Origin of the sequence: Allosphingosinicella sp., assembly GCF_036403745.1 — a bacterium.
Taxonomy (GTDB): Bacteria; Pseudomonadota; Alphaproteobacteria; order Sphingomonadales; family Sphingomonadaceae; genus Allosphingosinicella.
In genome coordinates, this window is record NZ_DASWQI010000045.1 from 1 (window position 1) to 20,138 (window position 20,138).

The window sequence follows — 20,138 nt, forward strand, 5'->3', positions numbered from 1 at the left end:
ATAATCGCCGCGGATGCCGACGGTGTCGGCGCCCGCGCCGCCGTCCACTGAGTCGCCGGCCCCGAACGCCGCGCCGAACGAGAAGGCATCGGTGCCGCCGCCGCCCGACGCCTTGTCGGCGCCGCCCTGCGTCAGGTCGAAAAAGTCGTTGCCCCCATTGCTCGTAATGATGTCGTCGCCAGTGCTGCCGATGCCGGTGAAGTTGCCGCTCCCCGCATACGTCAGCTTCTCGACATTCGCGGGGAGGGTGTAGGTCGCAAGGGTGGTGCGGATCTCGTCTGTGCCTTCACCCGCAATCTCAGTGACGACATCGCCGGCATTGTCGACGAAATAGACGTCGTCGCCGACGCCTCCCGCCATCGTGTCCGCGCCGGTGCCGCCGTCGATCGTGTCGTTGCCGAGGAAGCCGGTGATGATATTGTCCAAGGCGTTCCCGGTCAGCGTCTCGTCGGCATACAGCTCGGCGGTGAGGTTCTCGATATTATCCGGAAGCGTGTAGGCGGCGAGCGACGTGAAGACGGTGTCGGTGCCTTCGCCGCTCTGCTCCACCGCGAGATCGCCCGCATCGTCGACGAAGTAGGTGTCGTCGCCTGCGCCGCCGGCCATCACGTCGTCGCCGTAGCTGCCGTCGAGCGTGTCGTTGCCGTCGCCGCCCTCCAGCAGGTCGGCGGCGCCGCCGCCGGTGATGTCGTCCGCGCCGGCGCCGCCGACGACGTGGAGGAAGCCGTCGGTTTCGGAAGAGCCGTCGAAGGTCAGCGGTTCGTCGGCCTGCAGCCCGCTCGCGTCGACCAGCAAGTGCGCGCCCTCGGCGACTTCATCGTCGTCGGTCTGGAGGACGTAGCTGAACGGGTCCGCTCCCGCGCCGCCATAGGTGGCGTCGAGATGGCTGAGCACCCTCAGCGTCTCGATGTCGCCGAGCGCACCGTTCGCCAGCAGCAGCCCCGTCGAGTAATCGCCCTGCAGGACGACCGTGTCGGCGCCGGCGCCTCCGTCCGCAAACACGGTGTCGTAACGGCCGCCGGGAAACTGGGCGCCGGCGTCGCCGAGGTAGAAGACGTCGTCTCCGCCAAGGCCGTGCCAGACACCCGGCGCGCCGGCCCTCAAGTCGAAAAAGTCAGCCGAGTCGCTGCCGTAGCCGAAATTCTCCTTCGTCAGGGCGGTGGCGACGACGTTCTGAAGGACGGCGACGGTGACGTAATCGGCACTGCTTCCAGCGGCGTCGCGATCGAACTGGACGAGCGTGTCGGGACCGCTCTGCACGACGCGCAGATAGAAGCTGTCGAACGGGTTCATGCCCTGGTTCCAGCCGCCCGCATTGAACGAGAGCAAGCCGGAGAGATCGAGCCAGTCGCCCGCCGCGCCAGCCGCGAAATCGGTGACGACGAGGCTGGGAGCGGTGGCACCGATCAGGGAATAGATAAGCGACAGCGCGTCGGCTCCGGCCCCGAGGGTGATTGTCGCCGCCGAAAAGGAGAAGAGAGCAACGCTGTCGCGCCCATCGCCCATGTCGACGATGAGGTTGGGCGTGCCCCCGCCGACACTCAACATGGCATCGTCGCCGCTGCCGCCGCGCACGGTCACCGTCGGCGATCCGGGTACCCAGATTTGAATCACGTCGTCGCCGGCGCCGCCGTCCACTTCCGCCGCCCCGGCATTGTCGTCGATCCGGTCGTTGCCGTCGTCGCCGAAAAGATGGGCACCGACGACGTTGCCGGTGAGATGATCGGCGCCATCGTCGCCGTGGACGGTATCGGCGCCGCTGCCAACGGTGATCGTGTCGTCACCGCCGCCGCCATGGACGGTATCGACACCGGGGCCGCCATCGATCCTGTCGTTGCCGCCGTTGCCGAAGATCATGTCGTCGCCCGCGGCGCCCTTGATGTTGTCGGCGCCCTCGCTCCCGGTGATCGAATCGGGCCCGATCGTTCCCGTTATGCCGCCGCTCCCGGAGATGACGATGCCTGGCGCGCTCGACCCGTCCGTCGGAAGACCGCGCAGGTTGGCCGCGGTGAAGGATGTGGCGACGGTGTTCTGCAGCGTCGCCAGCGTCACCCAATGGCCGTCGCCCGCCGCGCCGTCGATCTGCAGCAACGTGTCCGCACCCGCCTGCAGGAGGCGGACATTTCCCGCCGCGAAGGGATTGCTCGTGCGGTTCCAGTTGGTGCCGATGGTGAGGAGGGGCACCACGTCGAGCACATCGCCGGCGTCACCCGTTTGGAAATCGGTGATCACCACGCTTCCGGAGGTCAGGCTGGTGTTGAAGGTGACGAGATCCGAGCCGCTGCCGAGCGTCAGTTGCAGAGATCCGTCGAGCTCGGCGATGCTGACGGTGTCGTTGTCGGAACCCGTGTCGAGCGTTGCGACGCCGCCTTCGCTGAAGAGGGTGATCCGGTCGGCCCCCGCGCCGGTGACGGCGTGGGCGGTGTCGCCGTCTCCGACCAGCGAGGTGAGCCGGTCGTCGCCGTCGCCGCCGTCGATCGTGTCGCTCCCTTCGGCGATGATCGTGTCATTGCCGTCGCCGCCGATCAGGACGTCCGAACCCGTTCCGTCGGCGAGGATGTCGTCGCCGGCCCCGCCATCGAGGTGATTGTCTCCGAAGTCGGCGCTGAGCTGATCGTTGCCGTCGCCCCCGGTAAGCGTGTCGTTCCCCATCCCGCCCCAGATGGTATCGTTACCGGGGCCGCCGTCGATCGTGTCGGCCCCGGAGCCGCCGAACAGAAGGTCGTCGCCGGGCGTGCCGCCCACTGTCGTCGGCCCTTGCAGAGAGCCGTCCTGGCCGTAGCCGCCCAGATTCCAGGCCGTCAGAGACGCCGCATCGACATTCTTGAGCGTCGCCAGATCGCCGAACTTCGACGTGACCAAAGTATCGGCGCCGTTCTGGACGAGCTGGAGATAGCCGAGCGTGAACGGGCTGGCGGTCACGTTCCCGACCAGGAATCCCAGGAGCCGGTTGAAGTCGAGGCGGTCGCCGCCGTCGCCGACCTGGAAGTCGGATACGGTGACCGAGGCGAACAATTCTCCGTGGGGAACGCTGTCGAACCGGATCGTGTCGGAGCCCGCGCCCAGCGTCAGGTCGAGCCACCCGCTGACGCCGCCGATCTCGACCACGTCGTCGCCGTCGCCGCAGTAGACCGCGACGTAGCTGTAATAGCTGCCGCTCGTATCGATGTAGAAATCGTCATTGCCGCTGCCGCCCGAGCCCAGGATTCCGTCGCCGGCTTGTCCGCTCGCGCTGCGAATGATGGTGAAGGAATCGTTGCCGGCGTCCCCTTGGAGCCAATCGCTTCCGGCGCGGCTCACCAATATATCGTTGCCGTCCCCGCCGTACAAAGCGTCGTTGCCGGCGCCGTCGGTGAGCCGATCATCGCCGCTGTCGCCGCTGAGGAAGCTGTCGCCCGCGCCCGCCGTTATCACGTCATTGCCGTCGCCGCCGAACAGCTGATCTTCGCTCACGCCAATGAGCGTATCGTTGCCGCCCCCGGCGTCGATCCGCGTCCTCAGCAGGCTCGCGACGATCGTCTCGCCCACCGGGCTGCCGGTTTTCCTGATCATGCGCTGTCCCCCCACCCAGGCGCGATCATCCGTCCGCCTGCCCCTTCGTCCTCAATATTATTGGGCAGAGACTTGTTTCGCCAGCGTTTTTTGCGAGGCACAGGCGCCGCTCCGAAACCTCAGGACGGCTAGGGCTCCTCCGCTTCCCTCCCGAACACCCGCGTCGGGACGCCCTGGTAGCGAAGGCCGGGGCGGAGATGCTCGTGCTTCATGATGACGCTGTGGGCGCCGACATAAGCGCCCTCGCCGATCGCCGCGCCGTAGAGCGGCACGGTGCCGGCGGAAATGGTAGCCCCCGCCCCGATCGTCACCTTGCCGACCTTGAGGACGCGATCCTCGAACGTATGCGCCTGGAACATCGCGCTGACCGTCGCGCCGGCGCCGATGTCGATCATGTCAGGATCGACGACTTGGGCGAATTCGGGTCCGAGCACCGCGCCGCGGTCGATCTTCAGGCCCATCAGCCGCAGATAGGCCATGAGCAGGTACGTGCCCTCCAGCTGCTGGAGGATGCGGTTCGCATATTTGGCCCAGGCGACGTAGACGAAGTCCCAGCGGCTGCACCAGCAGGACCAGAGCGGATGCTGGCCCGGCTTGACCCGCCCGATCAGCAGCCATTTCAGCGCCAGCACCGTCAGGCAGAGTGCGGCGAGCGGCAGCAAGGTCGCAGCGGGTATGACGAGCAGCGCGAAGGTCCAGGGGCCGGCCGAGCGTCCGCCGCTCGCGAGGATGGCATACCAGGCGACGGTCAGCAGCAGCGGCACCACCGGCAGGGCGAAGCGGAGCAGCTCCCAGAAGGCGCGGTTCGCAGTGCGGATGGCGGACGGGTCGTGGGTGAAGCGCCGGTCGACCTCCACCACCTCACGGCGGGGCAGGTCGAAGCTCGGATGCCCGAAGCGCGAATGGCCGCTGGCGATCTGGCGTGAATCGGCGACGGTGGCGATGCCGATCAGGATGTCGGCGGGCAGCCGCTCGCCGCCCGGCACCACTGCATGGTTGCCGAGGAAGGTGTTGCGCCCGAGCGAGACCGGCGCCAGCCGCACCGCGCCGCGGGTGACCTCGGCGCCGCCGAGATAGATGCCGTCGGCGAAGAAGGTCTCCGGCCCGATCTCGACCAGCTCCGGCACCACGTCGATGATCGTGCTGACCTCGCATTTGCGGCCGATGCGCATCCCCGCGAGCCGGAGCCAGGCCGGCCAGAACATGGTTCCGCTCAGCCACTCGCCGGCGCTGAAAAGCATGCCCGTCTTCAGCCACACGCGGACATAGGCAGCGCTCCAGCGGTCGATCGTGCCGGGCCGCACCTCTCCCATCGCACGCAGGATGAGAGCGGTCGCGACGAGCGTGAGAGGCACGCTCACCGCCGTCAGCCCGAGGACGATGGCGATCACCGTCGCGTCCAGGCTCGGGTGATAGAGCCAGCGCCAGACCTGCTCAATGCCGACGCCGCTCATCCGGCAGAGTGCGAGCGTCAGCAGCTCGGCGGGCAGCAGGGTCAGCGAGGATGCCGTCCCTCGCGCCAGCATCATCAGGAAGCCGTGCATAGCCGGCGACATGGCGCGGCCTCCGGAGACTGGCCGGGGCGGCTCCGCGAATCCGGCCGGCAAGGCGGGGACGCCGTCCCAGCGCTCGCCGGGCGGGATCGCCTCTCCCGCATTGAGCACGGAGAGCGGTGCGAGCTCGGCGTCTGCCCCGACGCTGCAGCCGCCCTGTACGGAGGAGCGGACCCGCAGCGCCGCGCCGGGACCGATTGCGACGCCCCCGACGACGATGTCGCCGCGGTCCAGCTCGACCAGCCCGATATGGACGTCCTGGCCGAGCGAGGCGTCGTCGCCGATGTCGAGCAGATCCCAGCCGCCGCGGCCGAGATCGACGCCGCGGTGGATATGGACGCGGCGGCCGATCCTCGCGCCGAGCGCCCGGAGCGCCGTCTGCTGGAAACTGGTCCCCTGCAAAAGCGGCCAGGGTATCAGCCGCGCCGCCTGCATGACGATCCAGTGGCGCAGGTAATAGGCGCTGCGGACGGGGGCGCGGACAGGGCGGTAGCGGCCGATGACGAGCCGCTTCACCAGCACCGCCATGCCGACGGAAGCGGGGATGTAGAGCGCGGCGCCCGCGACGGCGAGCAAAGGCGCCAGCAGCACGAAGAGGACGAGGCCCATCGAATCGAAGAGCGGCGGAAGCAGCTTGAACGCGGTCAGCCAGGCGAGCCAGGAGCCGACGAGGAGCTCGCCCGCCAGCCACAGGAGCTGGACGATGCCGGCGAGCAGAGGCCGTGGCTGCCCCTCGCGCCGAAGCGCCGGTTCTGCAGCGGCATCCGGCGCGAGGCGGGTGGCGCCGATCTCCGCCAAGGCGCGCACCGTGCGCGCTTCGTAGACGTCGCTGACGGTGATCCAGTCCGTTGCCGGATCGTCCCGCAGCAACGTCACCAGCATCGCAGCCGAGAGCGAGTCGCCGCCGAGGTTTTCGAAGAAATCCGCATCCACCGAGACGCGTGAGGGGCGCTTGAGGATATCGCCGACGCCGGCGGCGATCTGGCGCTCGAGCGGCGTAGCGGGCGCGGCTGACGGGGCTGCGGCAGCATGTCCGGATGCGTCGATCTCGGGCAGCGCCGCCCGGTCCAGCTTGCCGCCCACCGTCGTCGGCAGCGCCTCCAGCATCCCGATGCGCCGCGGCACCATGTGGCGGGGCAGAGTCGCGCCGAGCGCCGTCCTCAGCACCTCCGGCTCCGGCGGCGAATACGGATCGTCGGGGACGACCCAGGCGACGAGCTCGGCCGCCCCGCCCTCGCCCTGGAGGCGCGCCGCCGCCCCGCGCACACCCTCCAGCCCGGCGAGCCGCGCCTCGATCTCCGCGAGTTCGACGCGGTGGCCGCGTATCTTCACCTGCGCGTCGATGCGGCCGTGACAGTGAAAGTCCCCGGCATCGTCCCGGTGAACGAGGTCGCCGGTGCGGTAGATGCGGCCCAGCTCGGGGTGCCGGACGAACTTCTCGGCCTCGATCTGCGGCCGGTTGCGGTAGCCGCGCGCCACGCCGGGGCCGCCTATGCACAATTCGCCCCGGCCGCCGTCCGGCACCAAGGCGAGATGCTCGTCCAGCACCCAGCCCTGCATCCCCGGCACCGGACGGCCGATCGTGACCGGCTCCCCGGCACGGACGTCGCCACGAAGGCAGGTGACGGCGCATTCGGTCGGGCCGTAGCCGTTCACCAGCCGCCGCTTCTGCGCCCACAAATCGGCGATGTCGTGCGGCAACGCCTCGCCGCCGACATAGAGCAGCCGCAGATCCGGCAGCGCCTCCGCTGGATGGGCGCAGCCGGTGCTGCGCAGCAGCGTGGGGGGCGGACAGAAGACCGTAGCCCGCTCGATCCGCAGCCACGGCACGAGATCCGGCCCGAGCCGCGCCGCCTCGTCGTCCATCACCACCAGGGTGGCGCCGGCGGCGAAGGCGAGCCAGGTCTCCTCGAGGAACGAATCGTAGGCGGGCGAGGAGCCCTGGACGACACGGTCGGCGGGCGTCAGGCCGAATTCCTCGAGGTCGGAGCGGACGAGGTTGGCGATGCTGCCATGCTCGATCATCACCCCCTTGGGGCGGCCCGTCGTGCCGGACGTGTAGATGACGTAGGCGAGGCGGTCGCGGGATATGTCGTGCGGCAGCGCTGCCGCCTCCGGAACGCGCTCCAGCAGGCCGGCAACGTCGATCAGCCGGACCGCCTCGCCCGCCAGCGGCGCCAGGCGCGCGAGGCCCTGCACGTCCGACAGCAGCACCGGGGCATCGGCGTCGGCGACGATCTCCTTCATCCGCTCGAACGGGAAATTGGGGTCGAGACAGGTGAAGGCGCCGCCGGCCTTCAGCACCGCAAGCTGCGCGACGTGGAGGAGCGGCGAGGTGCGCGGCAGGAGCAGCGGCACGATGGCTTCCGGTTCGAGCAGGGGCAGGAGGTGGAGGGCGAGGCGATCCGAAAGCGCTTCGAGGGCGCCGTAGCTCAGCGCCTGACGCTCGCTCCGCCCCCGTGCGGGCGGGACCTCGATGGCCGGCGCGTCCGGCGTCAGCCGGGCGGGAAGGGCGAGGAAGTGATGGAGCAGCCGCTCCTCGCCCGCTTCCGCGTGCCGGATTCGTGGATCGTCCCTTCCCATCCGCCCGACGTAGCGGCGCCACCGGGGCCGTCAACACGGGCGCCTTGGCAGCCGACTCGGGTGTCGAGCGTTCACCGCGCGTGCAGGGCGGCCGTCCGAGGGAAGCCGCCCGCCGCTAAGGAGCCGTGCCCATGACCGCCTACGCCGCCACCGCCCTCGTTCCGACCAAGAGCGGCAGCCGGTATCTCCAGCAGCTCTGCAAGCATTGGGCGCACAATCTGGCAGTGGAATTCACCGCCGAGCACGGCACCGTCACCTTCCCGAGAGACGCGCGTGGAGCCGACTTTCCGGGCGATGCGGTCGTAACCTTCGACGCCGCGGCGGAAGCGCTCAGCGTCCGGGTAGACGCGACGTCGGCGGAGCAGCTTGGCGCCATAGAAGGCGCGGTCGCCCGCCACCTCGACCGGTTCGCCTTTCGAGAGGCTCCGCTCCCCTTCGACTGGCGCGAGGGCTGAGCGGGCCCGAAGGGCTGGCGGACAGTAGGTCCGCCGGAACTCAGAGGCTTGCTTGGGAACGTGAGCTTGTTTCCACATACGTCCGCGCAGCGGTTCGAAATCCACTCGGAACCGAATGGCCGCTCTTGGCGCTCGCAGATGTGCGTTCAGGCGGTGCCGTCGGTGCCTTTGCTGACGAGCCGTGGCGTTACGTCCTTGCCTTCGGGGTGCGGTAGCCGCTCTCATTGGCGCGGCCTTGGAGGTGGGGCTGGTGAGGCTCGTCGGCGCAGATCGCGCCCGAGGGCGTTTGTAAACTGCACAATTGCCCCTTTCGTGGCACAAGGGCGCGGACCACGTGTCGGCTTTCGACCGATCGCCGACATTTAGAGCGAATGCGCTCTATGCTAGGTAGGCCAATGTCAGAATGCTGATCCGACCCCGCTTACCGTTCCACGCCGGCTACGCGCCGCCTTTGGCCCAGGGCGTCGCGGCGCTTGCTCGTGAGGTCGCTGTTTCTGCTTCCGAGCCGACCTCGGCTGCCGGCGATACCTGCGGGTGACTCCATGAGCCTACGCGCCTCGTTCGCCTCGCTGTGGAAAGCTCCTCGAGCGCCATGCGGCGATGAGGACGCATACGATCCGGCGAGAGTGTTCGACTTTGCGAGCGTGGCCGCTACCCACCCGCCCTTTGCGGCGTTCGACCAGCTACGGAGCAGCGGCCCGGTGGTCTTCCTCACCCGTCACGGCGTGTGGATTGCGGTATCTCACGATGCGGTGCGAGAGGCCCTCGAGGCGTCGCACATCTTTTCCAGCACGCCGCAGAACACGATCGATCCGGTCCTGCTGGGCGCGGACCAACCTGGCCACGGAATCATCCGGCGTCTTCTCGCGACCTATCTTACCCGGGCGAGGCTGGCGGACATCGGCTCCCAAGCGACCACCGACGCGAGGGACCTGATCCGTCCGCAGTTCGACCTGGTCGCCGATTTCGCGGCGCCCCTGGCCCGCCGCGCCGCCGCGCGTCTGGTGGGGCTGGGCGAGCGGCAGATCGGCCTCGTCCTCGACGGCGACGACCTCAACCTGCCGCCCGACCGTATCGGCGAACAGTCACGAGACACGTTGGCGAGCGCTCGCCTCTTCGCATGGATCGTCAGCGCTCAAGGCGCCGCGATCGGAGAGGCCGCGGCGCTCAGCCTCGTGCGCCTGATGTGCCGCGCGGCCGCCGAGACCACGGAGCGCCTCATCGTCCGGTCGGCCTGGTCCCTCCTCGGCGAGCAGTCGCTGCACGCGGCGCTACGAGAAAGCCCGGCCGGGCTTGCGCCTTTTGTGGACGAGGTTGCGCGCCTCTATCCCCCGGAGCCGAACGTGCTCCGGCGGACGGTCCGGCCGGTAAGCCTCGGCGGTGTCGAATTGCCCGGGGGCACCACGATCTTTCTCTCGCTGCTCGCCGCTAACAGGGACCCCTCGACGTTCCACAACCCTGCCGAGTTGCGGCTCGACCGGGAGAGAACGGCGCACCTCGCCTTTTCCGCCGGCCCTCATCATTGCCTCGGCGCCGGCATCGGCAGACAGCTGACGCTCGTCGCGCTTCGCGAGCTTCTGGCGCGTTCGGCCGCGCCAGGCGAGTCTGCGGAGCTGGCAGTCGTCCAGGGGATCGCCACCCCGACGCGGCTGATCGTGTGGACCTGATGGCCGGCAATCCCCGGGTTGAATGCGCGAGCGGGCTCGTCACGAACGTTCTGCACATCGTCTTGATCTCGTTCACCGCCTCTCGGGCGGTAGCAAGATAGCCAGAAGCGATCCCGTCCAATCTGCTAACGGAGTTGTAGCAGTGAATTTGAAAATTGCCCAAGCGAGCAGCCGTGCCCAGTCTATTATAATCTGTATTTTTATTGCGGCTCTTTTAGCAGTTGCTCTGAGCTATACGTTTATAGCATTTCCTGCGCTAGACGATTTTTGGAGGGCTACGGACAAGCACGAAAATGTAGCATCGCAAGTTGCTTCCCTTTATCAATTCTGGACGGGCCGCTGGCTTACCAGCCTGTTTTATGCCGTGCTCACGCCGAGGATCGGTATCTTTGGACCTGGCTATACCGTCGCGCTGTTGGCCGCTTTTCTGGTATGGTTATCCGGTTTCTTCCTTGCGTCGGGCCTCCTGTTGGGAGAGCGCGCGTCGCGTGGTCAGGTGGCGGGCTTTGCAGCCATGCTGTTTGCGGTCTTCTGGGCGGGGGCGCCGGCGCCTTCGGAGGTATTCTACTGGTTTAGCGGCGCGTTTGAATATGGCATTCCGTTCCTCCTGCTGATGGTCTCCCTGCGGCTCCTGGCGCGCGCGGTCGGCGAGCAGCCGTCCTTGCGCCATGCGATCGCGGCCGGAGCCGTCGGCGCCTTGTCGAGCGGTGCGCACGAGGCCGCTGGAATCGTTCTGCTCGCCGCGGCGGCGTGCACGGGACTGGCCAATTGGCACCTGGGCCGAAAAGCCGCGCTCATCCCGTGCCTCGTGACGGCGGCGCTCGTGGCGGCGGGGCTTGCCGTCAACCTTCTCGCGCCGGGCAATGCCGCCCGCGCCGCCGTGTTTCCCTACGGCGGCAGCCTTGCCCGAGGCGCCGCTCTGACATTCGGCTTCCGAAGCACGCCCGTCGCCTGGCTCCTCGACCTGCGTCTGGTCGCGCTGACGTTGCTGCTGCTGACCGCAGGTCCGCTGCGCAGGGTTGAGCCGGCCTGGGCAAGGATCGGCCTTCCGTGGCTCGTCGTCCTGCCGACCCTCACATTGGGTTGCGCGTTCACCGTCTGGTTTCTCGTCGCTTATTCGCTGGGTTTTCCGCCACCCGGCAGGTTGCAGACGCTGCTCTACGCCCTGTTCGTCATCGGCTGGGCTGCGACGAGCCTGGTTCTGCGCGAGAAGGTCGATGCGGCGACCGCCCCTGGCTGGCGCAGCGGTCTCCTCGGTACATGCGCCGCGGGCTTGTTCGGACTTGCTCTGCTTCTCTCCGCGAACACGCGGACGGCCTTTGCGGAACTTCCATACGCTCATGGGGCGTGGCTGGCCGCGAACCGCGAGCAACTGGCGGACGTTCGGACCCGGCGTGGACGAGGGGAAGCCGATATCATTTTGAGGAGGGTGCCGTCGCATCCGCGGCTGCTGATGAGCCAGGGGCTGCCGAACGATCCTCGGCGCATCGAAAATCGATCGGTGGCCAGACTGATGGGCGTGCGGACCGTACGGGCCGCTCCGGGCGAGGATTCGGGTCGGCGGCTGTGGCGTGGGGAATGAAATCCCGTCGGCTGCCTCAAACCTCCCGCTCGATCGCGCCGCGGTCACCTCGAGCAGACCGCAGGCCTTCATCATCTCCGTCATAGGGCTGGCTGTGCGTCATGTCGTCGCCCGAACAGAGCTTTCGAAAGCGCGATGAACGGCCGCTCGACGTGCTGGTGAAACAGCCACGCCGCGAGGATGGAGGCGCCGACCGCCGACCCGACGATCAAGAGCTTCGCCGCGGAGCCGCCGGACCCAGTAACGCGCTCGACGAGAAGAGCGGCCGTCGCTCCGACCAAGGGATGAAGCAGGTACAAAGAGTAAGAGATTTTGCCGAAAAAGCCGGTCAGCCGTTTCAGTTTCACGAAGGCAATCGCGAGGCCAGTCAACACTCCCGCAATCGTCGGAGTGAGGCCGAGCTGAACATAAGTGACCAGCGCCAGCGCCAGCAGGGAACCCAGATACCAGAACGCGCCCACCCTTCTCCCGACGTAGAGAAATGTTGCAGCCCCGGTCAGAAACAGAGGTGCGTACCAAAAGAACACCAAGCCGTGCGGAAGCGGCAGGTATCTTACCAAGCACAGTGCAAGGGTGCAGCCGATGAACGAGGGTATGTTACGGAATAACACCGGAAATATGGCCGCTATGACGACGTAGAATTGCACTTCCACCGCCAGCGTCCAAAGGTTCAAGCTTATCCAGTGCAGGTGCGTGAACGGAATGATGTACGTTGCGTTGCAAAGGAACTGAACGACGGAAAGGTCCTTGGACCAGAGCGGCCCCCTCCCCCGGGCGGTGTCGAGGGCCAGGAATGTAGCAATAGTAAGCGCGAGCATGATCCATGACGGTGGCCCGACCCGCATTATCCGGCGGCCGAGAAAGCCCGGCCATCGCCTCAAGACGTAACCGTCCCGCAGCATCGCGTACGGGATGACGAAGCCGGAAATCACGAAAAACACATCGACGCCCGCCCAGCCCCACGACCACAGCCGATGGAACTCGGGAACCGCGACGTTGGGCAGCCCGTCACCCGTCAGGTGGAAGAGGCAGACGGACAAAGCCGCGAATCCACGCAGCGATTCTACCATGTGGATATCCCGCGACATCAAAGACTGAGAGGCGCCCGGTTGCGAATGGAACAACGGATTTTTCTCGCGATCGCTGCGCACCGCCTCCGAGGCCGTCGCGGATAGAAAATGCTGCCACAAGGCCGGAGAGGCGGCAAGCCTCGCCTCCACCCCCGTTGCGAGACGGTGGCGGCAGCGTCGACGACCGGTGCGACCAGGCTGGCAATCGCCAGGTCCGCACGTTACGGGGATGGGCCTGACGGGGGATGAAGATCGGATCGGCGAGCTATGGATGCGCAAGGCGAGGGCCGCCGATTGGAAATCACCGCCTTCCTCGCATCTTGGGCTGAAGCGACCGTTGCAGGGGATGTCGAAGCAGCCGCCCGGCTGCGTACGAAGGATTATCGGGCGACTTGGCCCGATGGGAATAGCCTCACATCCGCAGAGGAACTGGCAGCGATCGCGGCCTCCGATGTCCGGCCGCTAAGGATCGCCACGCAGGTCGCCGAAATTGCGGGGGATGACCGCGAAACCCGCATTTCGTTCACGCTCGACGTTAGTGCCGAGGGGCCTCACGGCCCATTTTCGGAAGTTCTCTGCTGCAGCATGGCGCTCGTGCGCGAAGACGGTGCATGGCGTGCCAGGTCCTTCGTTATGCGCAAGCCGGCGGAGCCGGACGGCAGCCGGCGAACTCTGAGGTCGTTGCCCGCACGTCTCCGCGCCCGGTTGGCCCGCCCGCTCCGCCGTAAGCCGGCGCGCTCTCCGTTCCAGGATTCCGCTTACTTCGCTTACGCGCCGGGCGAGGATTACGCACTGCCGCTGAGCGAAGCCCGCGCGCCCGTCTACGACGAGGCCGATCTTCCCGTGCCGCCCGAGGATCTGTGGCTCGGATACAAATATCCTGCCCACGGCGCTTTCCATGTGCGCACGATGCTCGAGATCGCGGAAGCTTCGGGGTTCACGCTTCAAGCCGGCGATCGGGTGCTGGACCTCGGTTGCGGGGCCGGACGCATGATACGGCACCTCGCCCCTTTTGCCCGCTCATGCGAGATTTGGGGCGCCGACATCAGCGCACGCCACATCTACTGGTGCCAACGAAACCTGACGCCGCCATTCCATTTTCTGACGAGCACGAAGACCCCGCACCTCCCGTTCCCCGACGGCTACTTCAGACTGATCTACTGCGGCTCGCTCTTCACGCATATCGACGATCTGGCAAAAGCCTGGCTGCTCGAACTGCGGCGATTGTTGGCGCCCAACGGGCGCGTCTACCTGACGATCCATGACGAGGACACCATCCGGCAACTCGAGATGGCACCCGACCCTTCGCCGATGATGCGGTTTCTGAGGGAGCTGCCCTCCTTCAAGGCATTCAAGCACGCCAGCGATATGTTCACGGTCGGCCGGGACGACCTGTCCCAGGTATTCTACGATCGCCGGTACTTTGCCCGCCTCCTGGATCCCGCGTTCGAAGTCGTATCCGCGACCCCGTCCGCTTATTACTACCAGACAGCGATTTTGGCACGGCCACGCGGCGGCTGAATATCAGCCGGCGAGGTTGGATACCCATCGCCGCAGGCCTGTCATGGGCCGGCGGGGCCGCCCCTCCTTCCTGTGGCGAAGAAGCCGTTCGCATTGCGACAAGGTGAGAGGCCGGTTGAGGTTTGGAACGTAGCCCAGTGACTTCTTCTGGATGACCCCCAGCTCGAGATCGTCCGGTATTCCGGTGAGAACGCCTCCATCCTCTACGTCCAGGACTTCGAACCGGCGGCCTCCCGCTTCCACTTCGAGACGGTAGAAAACGACCCTCTCATCCTCAGGCATGCATATGCCCCGCAACACGTGACGCGGCGCCCCCGTTTCGTTGGGTGTCGACCAGTGCATCAGCCGGTTGTCGAATATTATGGCCTGGCCTGCCTGCAGCGACGGTCGCTCTCCCCGGCGCTTCAGGGTTTCGCCGTACTTCGCGTAGAAACGACTCACCCCTGCGGATTCCACGTTGGGAAGCGCCTGGCTCCCAGGAACCACCGCGAGCGTCCCATTTCGCTCGTCGACCGGCATCAGAGGACACCAGACGTTCAGCGAAGGCGTTTCCAGATTGCGGACGATTGTCCAGTCGCGGTGCAGATTCATGGCCGGCGTGTCGGGGCCTTTGATGAAATGCCCGGCAGCCAGAATGCGGTACCCGCTTATCAGTCGTGCGAGCGCCTCCGTCAGCGCGGCGCGCCCAAGCGTGTCGACTTCAGCCCGGTAGGTGGGGTCCGGGTGAAAAAAGGATTGGCGTAGGGTCGCGTCGCCTCCAGCCGGCCAGTCCGGCGCGACGGCCTCGAGGCGGGTCAGCCTGTCGAGCAGCTCGGCAGCTTCCGCCGCAGCCAGAAGGTCAACCACGACGAAACCGGTCCGCTGAAATTCTTCTTGAAGTACCGGATCGATGAACATCCGCCGCATGCTCCAGCTTGGGTCTTCGCGTCTAGCTGCCGCGTCGGGCGCCGACCACGGGAATCTGCGCCGCTCGCCACCTCGCGAAGTCGGCGCAGGCGCTCGCCGCCGGGATCGGGAAGGGCCGGCATGCGGTAAGCTCGACTTCGTCGGCGCGCACGCATACCAGCAGCGTCGAATGACGACTTTCATCTACACTGCCGAGCCTGAGCTGAAGCGGCCACGCGATTTCCTGGGACGTTCGTTTCGAGACCTTGGGGCGAGCGCCGCACCGGCGTGGGCGTTGTTCCTCTCCAGCCTTCGCGCCGAGCACCGTCGCTCCTGGTTCGGGTACCTCTGGCTGATCATCCCCGCGGTCGGCTTGGCGACGCTGTGCACCTTCATCCTGTCCCAGCGGGTGGTGGCGGTCGGCCGCACCGAATTGCCGTATCCGGTTTTCGTTTTCAGCGGCATGGTTCTTTGGCAAGTGTTCGTCGATGGGCTGAACGCCCCTCTCGACCAGCTAAAGCGCTCGAGACAGCTGATCACGCGAAGCGTCGTGTCGCATGAGGCGGTGATCGGCGTGGGGGCGCTCCAGGCCCTGCTGAACGCAGCCGTTCGCCTCTGCGCGCTGGCAGTCCTGATCCTGGCTTTCGGCGTTCCCGTTGGGTGGGGCGCGTGGCTCTTCCCGGTCGGATTGCTCGCCATGTTCGTGACAGGACTGGCGGTCGGCGTCGCCACCGCACCGCTCGGTCTGCTCTACGACGATTTGGGACGCGGCCTTTTTCTGGCGGTGAGCTTCCTGTTCTTTGTCACTCCGGTAGCCTATCCGCTCCCCGAGCGCGGCCTGTTCCGTCTAAATCCGGTCGCCATCCTCCTCGACACATCGCGCGATTGGCTGACCGGCGGCAGCGGTGGAGCCGCTACGTTCATCGCCGTTTCCACCGTGGCTTTGGCCGCGCTCGTGCTGGCGTGGCTTTCATACCGTATCGCGCGGCCGCACCTGGTAGCTCGACTGGGATGATCTGTGCGCTTGGGTCGGGGGTGGGCGTAGCGTGCCGGCTGCACGCCGGCAGCCATAGAGCCTCACATGGCCGCTGAGCCGATTCTGATAGTCACCGGCCTGTCGAAGAAATATAGCCATGGTCTCAAAACCGGCCTTGGCTACGGCCTGCGCGACATTGCTCGCGAGCTGAGGGCCAAGGGGCCGTCAGGCTTACGGGCGGGCGAGTTCTGGGCGCTTACGGACGTCTCGTTCGCGGTTGATCCTGGCGATGCCGTCGCCGTCCTGGGTCTCAACGGATCGGGCAAGAGTACGCTGCTCAAGCTGATCAGCGGCCTGCTGAAGCCGGATCGTGGCGAGATTCGGGGCCGGGGCCGCACCGAAGCGGTCATCGAACTGGGCACAGCGTTCAACCCGCTCCTGAGCGGGCGCGAGAACATCCGCGTGGCTGCGAGCCTCCACGGGATCGGCCGGCGCGAGTTCGCACGCTTCGAGGAAGAAGTTATCGACTTCGCGGAGCTCGACGCGTCCATCGAAGCGCCTGTCCAATCCTATAGCTCCGGCATGAAGGCGAGGCTGTCTTACTCGATCTCCGCCCATTTGAAGCCGGACCTCTTCCTGGTCGACGAAGCGCTTACCGTTGGAGATTTCGCCTTTCAGCGCAAATGCTTGAACCACATGCGAGCCTTTCTCGATGGCGGGGGCTCGCTGCTGCTCGTTTCCCACAACGCGTTCCAGGTCCAGGCGGTCTGCAGTCGCGCCATTCTCCTCGACCAGGGACGGCTGGCATTCGCAGGCAGTGCGGTCGATTCTCTCAACGCGCTGTTCGAGATGCGCAATCGCTCCAGCAGCTCGGGCGTGCCGCGGCCGGCGCAGCACGGTCCGATGACGATAATGAGCGTTCGAGCAGCCGGCCCCCACGGCGGCACGCCGCGGACGGGCGAGCCGCTCAGCATCGCCGTGGACTATTCCTGCGATGCGCCGACCCGCGTCTGCTGGAGCTTTGCAATCTACTCGGGCGATCAGATTGTCTGCATCACCGGCGCCTATTGCGAGACCGTGCAGCCTCTGGCCGCCGGTCCGGGCCGGCTTTCCTGCGTGGTCGAGCGGTTGCCGCTGTTGCCGGGGCGGTATCTGCTCTGGGTGGCGATCCTCGATCCGGTGACACGATATCCGCTTACGCTCGACCGGGGCGACGGCAGTGGGCTCCCGCTGCATGTCACGGGGCCCGCAACCGCCACGACGAATGTGCAGGCCCAGGTTCAGCAGCTCGTCGCCGTCGATGTCTGCTGGGACGCACAAGCATGACGGAGCCCGTTCGTGCTGCGCTCGGACGCGCCATCGGTTTTCTGGAGGCCTCGCAGCGCCCTAACGGTGAGCTTCCGATCTATGCGTTCGCCGGCAATGATCCGTCCAGAGCCTCCCTCGATCCTTCGATTTTCCCGAGCGCCCTTGCTGCCTTCTCCCTTTCCTTCTGGCCGCCCGCCCGCCCGCTGCGGGAACGGATTTGCGACTTCCTGATCGCGCAGATGGACGCCGACGGACTGTGGCGCCACTGGCCGAGCGCCCATCCCTCCTACAGGAGCCTTCCCGCCGACCTGGACGACACGAGCTGCGCTTGCGCCGCCCTCGCCGCCGGCGCGCTGCCTGGCCCGGACAACCGCGCGTTGTTGCTCGCGAACCGGGAGGCGGGCGGTTTGTTCTGCACGTGGTTCGTCCCGCGGATGCGATGGAGCGGAGCGCGGCACATGGCAGCCACTTGGCGCCGGGTCGCCCATCTGCCGACACTGATAGCGTTTTTTCGCCAGACATCGGCTTCGCCCGGCGACGTGGACGCTGTCGTCAACGCGAACGCCTTGTTCTGCCTCGGCGCCTTTCCGGGCGACGCCGCGGTCGTCGACCACCTGGTGGCCGTGCTCCGGGAGGATCGCGAGCGGACGTGCGACAAATGGTACGATAATCCCTTTGCGATCTGGTATTTTCTTGCGCGGGCGCTCGCCGGAAGATCCGAAGAGGGTGAAGCGCTGCTCGCCGCCAAGCTCGCTGTCGCGACATCGAATACCCCGCTGGACGAAGCGCTTTCGCTCTGTGCCGCAACGGCTCTGGGGCTAGGTCCCGACGGCGAGGCGGCCTTCAGGCTTCTTCGGCTCCAGCAGCCGGACGGCTCCTGGCCCGCCGTTGCTCTCTATCACGGAGGCCGTACGCGCCTGGGCGACGGCGGATTCGCGCCGGTCCATCGCGATACGCCGCACTGGGGCTCGGAGGCGCTGACGACCGCCTTCGCGGTGGAGGCGCTCGCCCGGTTTCTTCAGATGGGGGAGCGATGACGAGGCACCTCATCCATATCGGTTTTCCAAAGGCAGGTTCGACCTTCCTCCAGCATTGGTTCGAGGCGCACCCGCAGATCGCCTACGCGAAGGGCGGCATCGCCGGGATCGAGGGGGCGTATGAAATCGTGGACGCCGCTCTGTCGCCCGCTTCTCCGCAGCGCGAGGCGGCGCAGCCCTGGCGCGTCACGAGCGCGGAGGCCCTGACGGCGCCGCTGGCCACCCCGGCGGCAGGGACGCGCGGCGATGAAGCGCGCGGCCCGGCCAGTTCCGCAGAAGCGCAGGCGCGGGTCTGCGCACTCCTCGCAAGCCTGTTCAGCGATGCGACGATCCTCATCGTAACGCGGGGTTTCCGCTCGATGATCCTCTCCTCCTATTCGCAATATGTGCGGGCCGGAGGCACCCTCAGCCTCGCCGATATGGTCGGCGCCGCTCTTCATTATCAGCCTTGGGATTACGACGAGGTCATACGCCTTTACGAGGAGGCGTTCGGGGCGGACAACGTGATCGTCCTTCCCTACGAGTTGCTCGCAGACGATCCGGCCTCGTTCTTGAGCCACCTGGAGCGGCGGATGAATCTCGACCCGGCACCGGTGTCGCTCGGAGCGGTGAATGCCTCTTTGTCTCCGGACGAGCTTGCGTGGTATCCTCGGCTCGGCCGGCTGGCGGCCCGGCTTCCGCTGGCGCGGCGCCTGGCCGTCCGGCTCGCAGCCCGGGCCGCATCATCGAACCGGCTGGGACGTGCGATACGAGTCCTGCAGAAGCTGCACCCTCTACCTCCGGTGTCCGCGGCATCGCTCGACGAAGACCTGATCCGTGGCTTCTCGGGGAGGGCCGAGCGGCTGCGGGGCCGGCCGCTCTACGCCGACTGTTCCGACGCTTACCTCCTTTAAACGCCCTTGGCGGCGATGCGGCTGAACGAATGTCGCAGGCGCCACATGTCCTTGAAGACCAGACGGATCCGGTTCGGGAACAGGACGAGGTGGACCGCCAGCACGGCGAGGTCGAGAGGGTGCGTTAGCACAGCGGCGACCAGAAGACCCAAGGGCAGGAAAACGTCATAATAGTCGCTCAGGATTATGAAGTAGCGCGGCTCCGGCTGTACGAGCACCGCCTTCATGCCCCAGCGCGCCACGCGCCGCTGCGTCAGAACGAGGTAACCGAGCAGGAGCAGCGCGGGTAACACGGTGCCCATCAAGAAAAGTATGGCTGCGAGCCCGATCGCTTCGAGCGGGAAGACCATGTGACGGGCCAGCGCCTTCAAGCGTTCGGGCTGATGGCGGCACGCGAAGGTTGCCACCCCCGCAGCGCGATCGTTGTCGACGTCGATGAGTTGGTGCCAGAATATCCCGCGCACGCCGTATGCCAGGGACCACAGCGCTACCGCCGCTGTCCATTCGACATCGATCGCAAGGCGCGCCTGGTGCCAAACCAGCAGCACGGCGGTCAGCGTCGGGAAGAGATGCGCGCCGCACGCATCGGCGATAATTCCGGCGAAACCGCGGGCTTTCAGCCGGATCGGCGGCAGCGAGTAGAAGGAATAGGCAATCCAGGCGGACAGGTATGCCAGGAGCAACGGCAGATCGCCCCACCAGAACAGGCCGAACAGGAGGCCAGCGGCCACCGGCAGCATGATCATCGGCAGTTTTTGCCACAGCGGCCGGCCGGCCATTCGGTTAGGCTTACCGGCCGCGGCATCTTCCTCCTGATCGGTAAGATCGTTGAGGATGCTGACATAGATGGCGCCCGGCACCAGGGCTCCCATCAGCGCCAGAGCAGCAGGCCATAACGTCCACAGCGGTATGCCCGTCCGGAGGGCGGTGGCGTAGAAAATCGCGAAAATCGGGACGAGCTTATATTCCCACCATTCGCCGCTGCGCGAGACGGCGACCAGACGGCGGAATGCGGCGCGAACCTGTTCGATTGCACTCGCCGCCATTCTCCTCCAC

13 protein-coding genes are annotated in these 20,138 nt (G+C 66.7%); 8 read left to right on the plus strand and 5 right to left on the minus strand.

The annotated features are described in order from the left end of the window. Together VGC56_RS08375 and VGC56_RS08380 are read right to left on the minus strand one after the other, a co-directional pair. On the minus strand, positions 1 to 3,552 hold a 3,552-nt coding region (locus tag VGC56_RS08375; RefSeq protein WP_464124439.1), incomplete at its 3' end, for a type I secretion C-terminal target domain-containing protein. A gap of 128 nt (positions 3,553 to 3,680) precedes the next feature. Then, on the minus strand, positions 3,681 to 7,688 hold the full coding sequence (locus VGC56_RS08380) for a non-ribosomal peptide synthetase (RefSeq protein WP_464124440.1): 4,008 nt from the start codon (positions 7,686 to 7,688) through the stop codon (positions 3,681 to 3,683). Positions 7,689 to 7,819: 131 nt separating this feature from the next. Between VGC56_RS08380 and VGC56_RS08385 the strand changes: the two genes are divergently transcribed. From VGC56_RS08385 to VGC56_RS08395, 3 genes are all read left to right on the plus strand, one after another. After that, positions 7,820 to 8,143: a DUF2218 domain-containing protein gene (locus tag VGC56_RS08385; protein ID WP_464124441.1), complete on the plus strand. Its 324-nt coding sequence runs from the start codon at positions 7,820 to 7,822 to the stop codon at positions 8,141 to 8,143. Between the two features lie 626 nt (positions 8,144 to 8,769). Further along, the gene (locus VGC56_RS08390) at positions 8,770 to 9,810 is read left to right on the plus strand and encodes a cytochrome P450 (RefSeq protein ID WP_464124442.1); all 1,041 of its coding nucleotides are present in this window, start codon (positions 8,770 to 8,772) and stop codon (positions 9,808 to 9,810) included. Between the two features lie 142 nt (positions 9,811 to 9,952). Beyond that, entirely contained in the window at positions 9,953 to 11,392 is a 1,440-nt protein-coding gene (locus VGC56_RS08395; RefSeq protein WP_464124443.1) for a DUF6056 family protein, read from the plus strand. 80 nt (positions 11,393 to 11,472) lie between these two features. Here the strand turns inward: VGC56_RS08395 and VGC56_RS08400 are convergent, their stop codons facing one another. Beyond that, positions 11,473 to 12,582 (minus strand): acyltransferase family protein, encoded by a 1,110-nt coding sequence (locus VGC56_RS08400; RefSeq protein ID WP_464124444.1) that lies wholly within the window; start codon positions 12,580 to 12,582, stop codon positions 11,473 to 11,475. A gap of 174 nt (positions 12,583 to 12,756) precedes the next feature. Here VGC56_RS08400 and VGC56_RS08405 point away from each other — a divergent pair, with 174 nt between their 5' ends. Then, positions 12,757 to 13,983 (plus strand): methyltransferase domain-containing protein, encoded by a 1,227-nt coding sequence (locus tag VGC56_RS08405; RefSeq protein WP_464124445.1) that lies wholly within the window; start codon positions 12,757 to 12,759, stop codon positions 13,981 to 13,983. Positions 13,984 to 13,986: 3 nt separating this feature from the next. Here VGC56_RS08405 and VGC56_RS08410 read toward each other — a convergent pair whose 3' ends face one another. Further along, complete coding sequence (locus VGC56_RS08410; protein ID WP_464124446.1) at positions 13,987 to 14,880, minus strand: phytanoyl-CoA dioxygenase family protein; 894 nt, start codon at positions 14,878 to 14,880, stop codon at positions 13,987 to 13,989. On the opposite strand from VGC56_RS08410, the gene VGC56_RS08415 reads away from it, so the two are divergent. The 4 genes from VGC56_RS08415 to VGC56_RS08430 all read left to right on the plus strand — a co-directional run bounded on the left by VGC56_RS08415 (position 14,873) and on the right by VGC56_RS08430 (position 19,082). Then, the gene (locus VGC56_RS08415; RefSeq protein ID WP_464124447.1) at positions 14,873 to 15,883 is read left to right on the plus strand and encodes an ABC transporter permease; all 1,011 of its coding nucleotides are present in this window, start codon (positions 14,873 to 14,875) and stop codon (positions 15,881 to 15,883) included. The genes VGC56_RS08410 and VGC56_RS08415 overlap by 8 nt on opposite strands. A gap of 66 nt (positions 15,884 to 15,949) precedes the next feature. Continuing rightward, the gene (locus VGC56_RS08420) at positions 15,950 to 17,170 is read left to right on the plus strand and encodes an ABC transporter ATP-binding protein (RefSeq protein ID WP_464124448.1); all 1,221 of its coding nucleotides are present in this window, start codon (positions 15,950 to 15,952) and stop codon (positions 17,168 to 17,170) included. After that, complete coding sequence (locus VGC56_RS08425) at positions 17,167 to 18,189, plus strand: hypothetical protein (protein WP_464124449.1); 1,023 nt, start codon at positions 17,167 to 17,169, stop codon at positions 18,187 to 18,189. Before VGC56_RS08420 ends, VGC56_RS08425 begins: the two co-directional genes overlap by 4 nt. Then, positions 18,186 to 19,082 carry a sulfotransferase gene (locus VGC56_RS08430; RefSeq protein WP_464124450.1) on the plus strand — a complete coding sequence of 299 codons (897 nt, stop codon included), beginning with the start codon at positions 18,186 to 18,188 and terminating at the stop codon, positions 19,080 to 19,082. The genes VGC56_RS08425 and VGC56_RS08430 overlap by 4 nt, the downstream gene beginning before the upstream one ends. On the opposite strand, the gene VGC56_RS08435 is transcribed toward VGC56_RS08430, so the two are convergent. After that, complete coding sequence (locus VGC56_RS08435; protein ID WP_464124451.1) at positions 19,079 to 20,128, minus strand: UbiA family prenyltransferase; 1,050 nt, start codon at positions 20,126 to 20,128, stop codon at positions 19,079 to 19,081. The genes VGC56_RS08430 and VGC56_RS08435 overlap by 4 nt on opposite strands. Positions 20,129 to 20,138: the final 10 nt, after the last annotated feature.

Excerpts from the sequence above, each read along its gene's own strand:
- VGC56_RS08435 (WP_464124451.1), bottom strand. The coding sequence starts at position 20,128 with ATGGCGGCGAGTGCAATCGAACAGGTTCGCGCCGCATTCCGCCGTCTG.
- VGC56_RS08380 (WP_464124440.1), bottom strand. The coding sequence starts at position 7,688 with ATGGGAAGGGACGATCCACGAATCCGGCACGCGGAAGCGGGCGAGGAG.
- VGC56_RS08420 (WP_464124448.1), top strand. The coding sequence starts at position 15,950 with ATGGCCGCTGAGCCGATTCTGATAGTCACCGGCCTGTCGAAGAAATAT.
- VGC56_RS08430 (WP_464124450.1), top strand. The coding sequence starts at position 18,186 with ATGACGAGGCACCTCATCCATATCGGTTTTCCAAAGGCAGGTTCGACC.
- VGC56_RS08415 (WP_464124447.1), top strand. The coding sequence starts at position 14,873 with ATGAACATCCGCCGCATGCTCCAGCTTGGGTCTTCGCGTCTAGCTGCC.
- VGC56_RS08425 (WP_464124449.1), top strand. The coding sequence starts at position 17,167 with ATGACGGAGCCCGTTCGTGCTGCGCTCGGACGCGCCATCGGTTTTCTG.
- VGC56_RS08410 (WP_464124446.1), bottom strand. The coding sequence starts at position 14,880 with ATGTTCATCGATCCGGTACTTCAAGAAGAATTTCAGCGGACCGGTTTC.
- VGC56_RS08385 (WP_464124441.1), top strand. The coding sequence starts at position 7,820 with ATGACCGCCTACGCCGCCACCGCCCTCGTTCCGACCAAGAGCGGCAGC.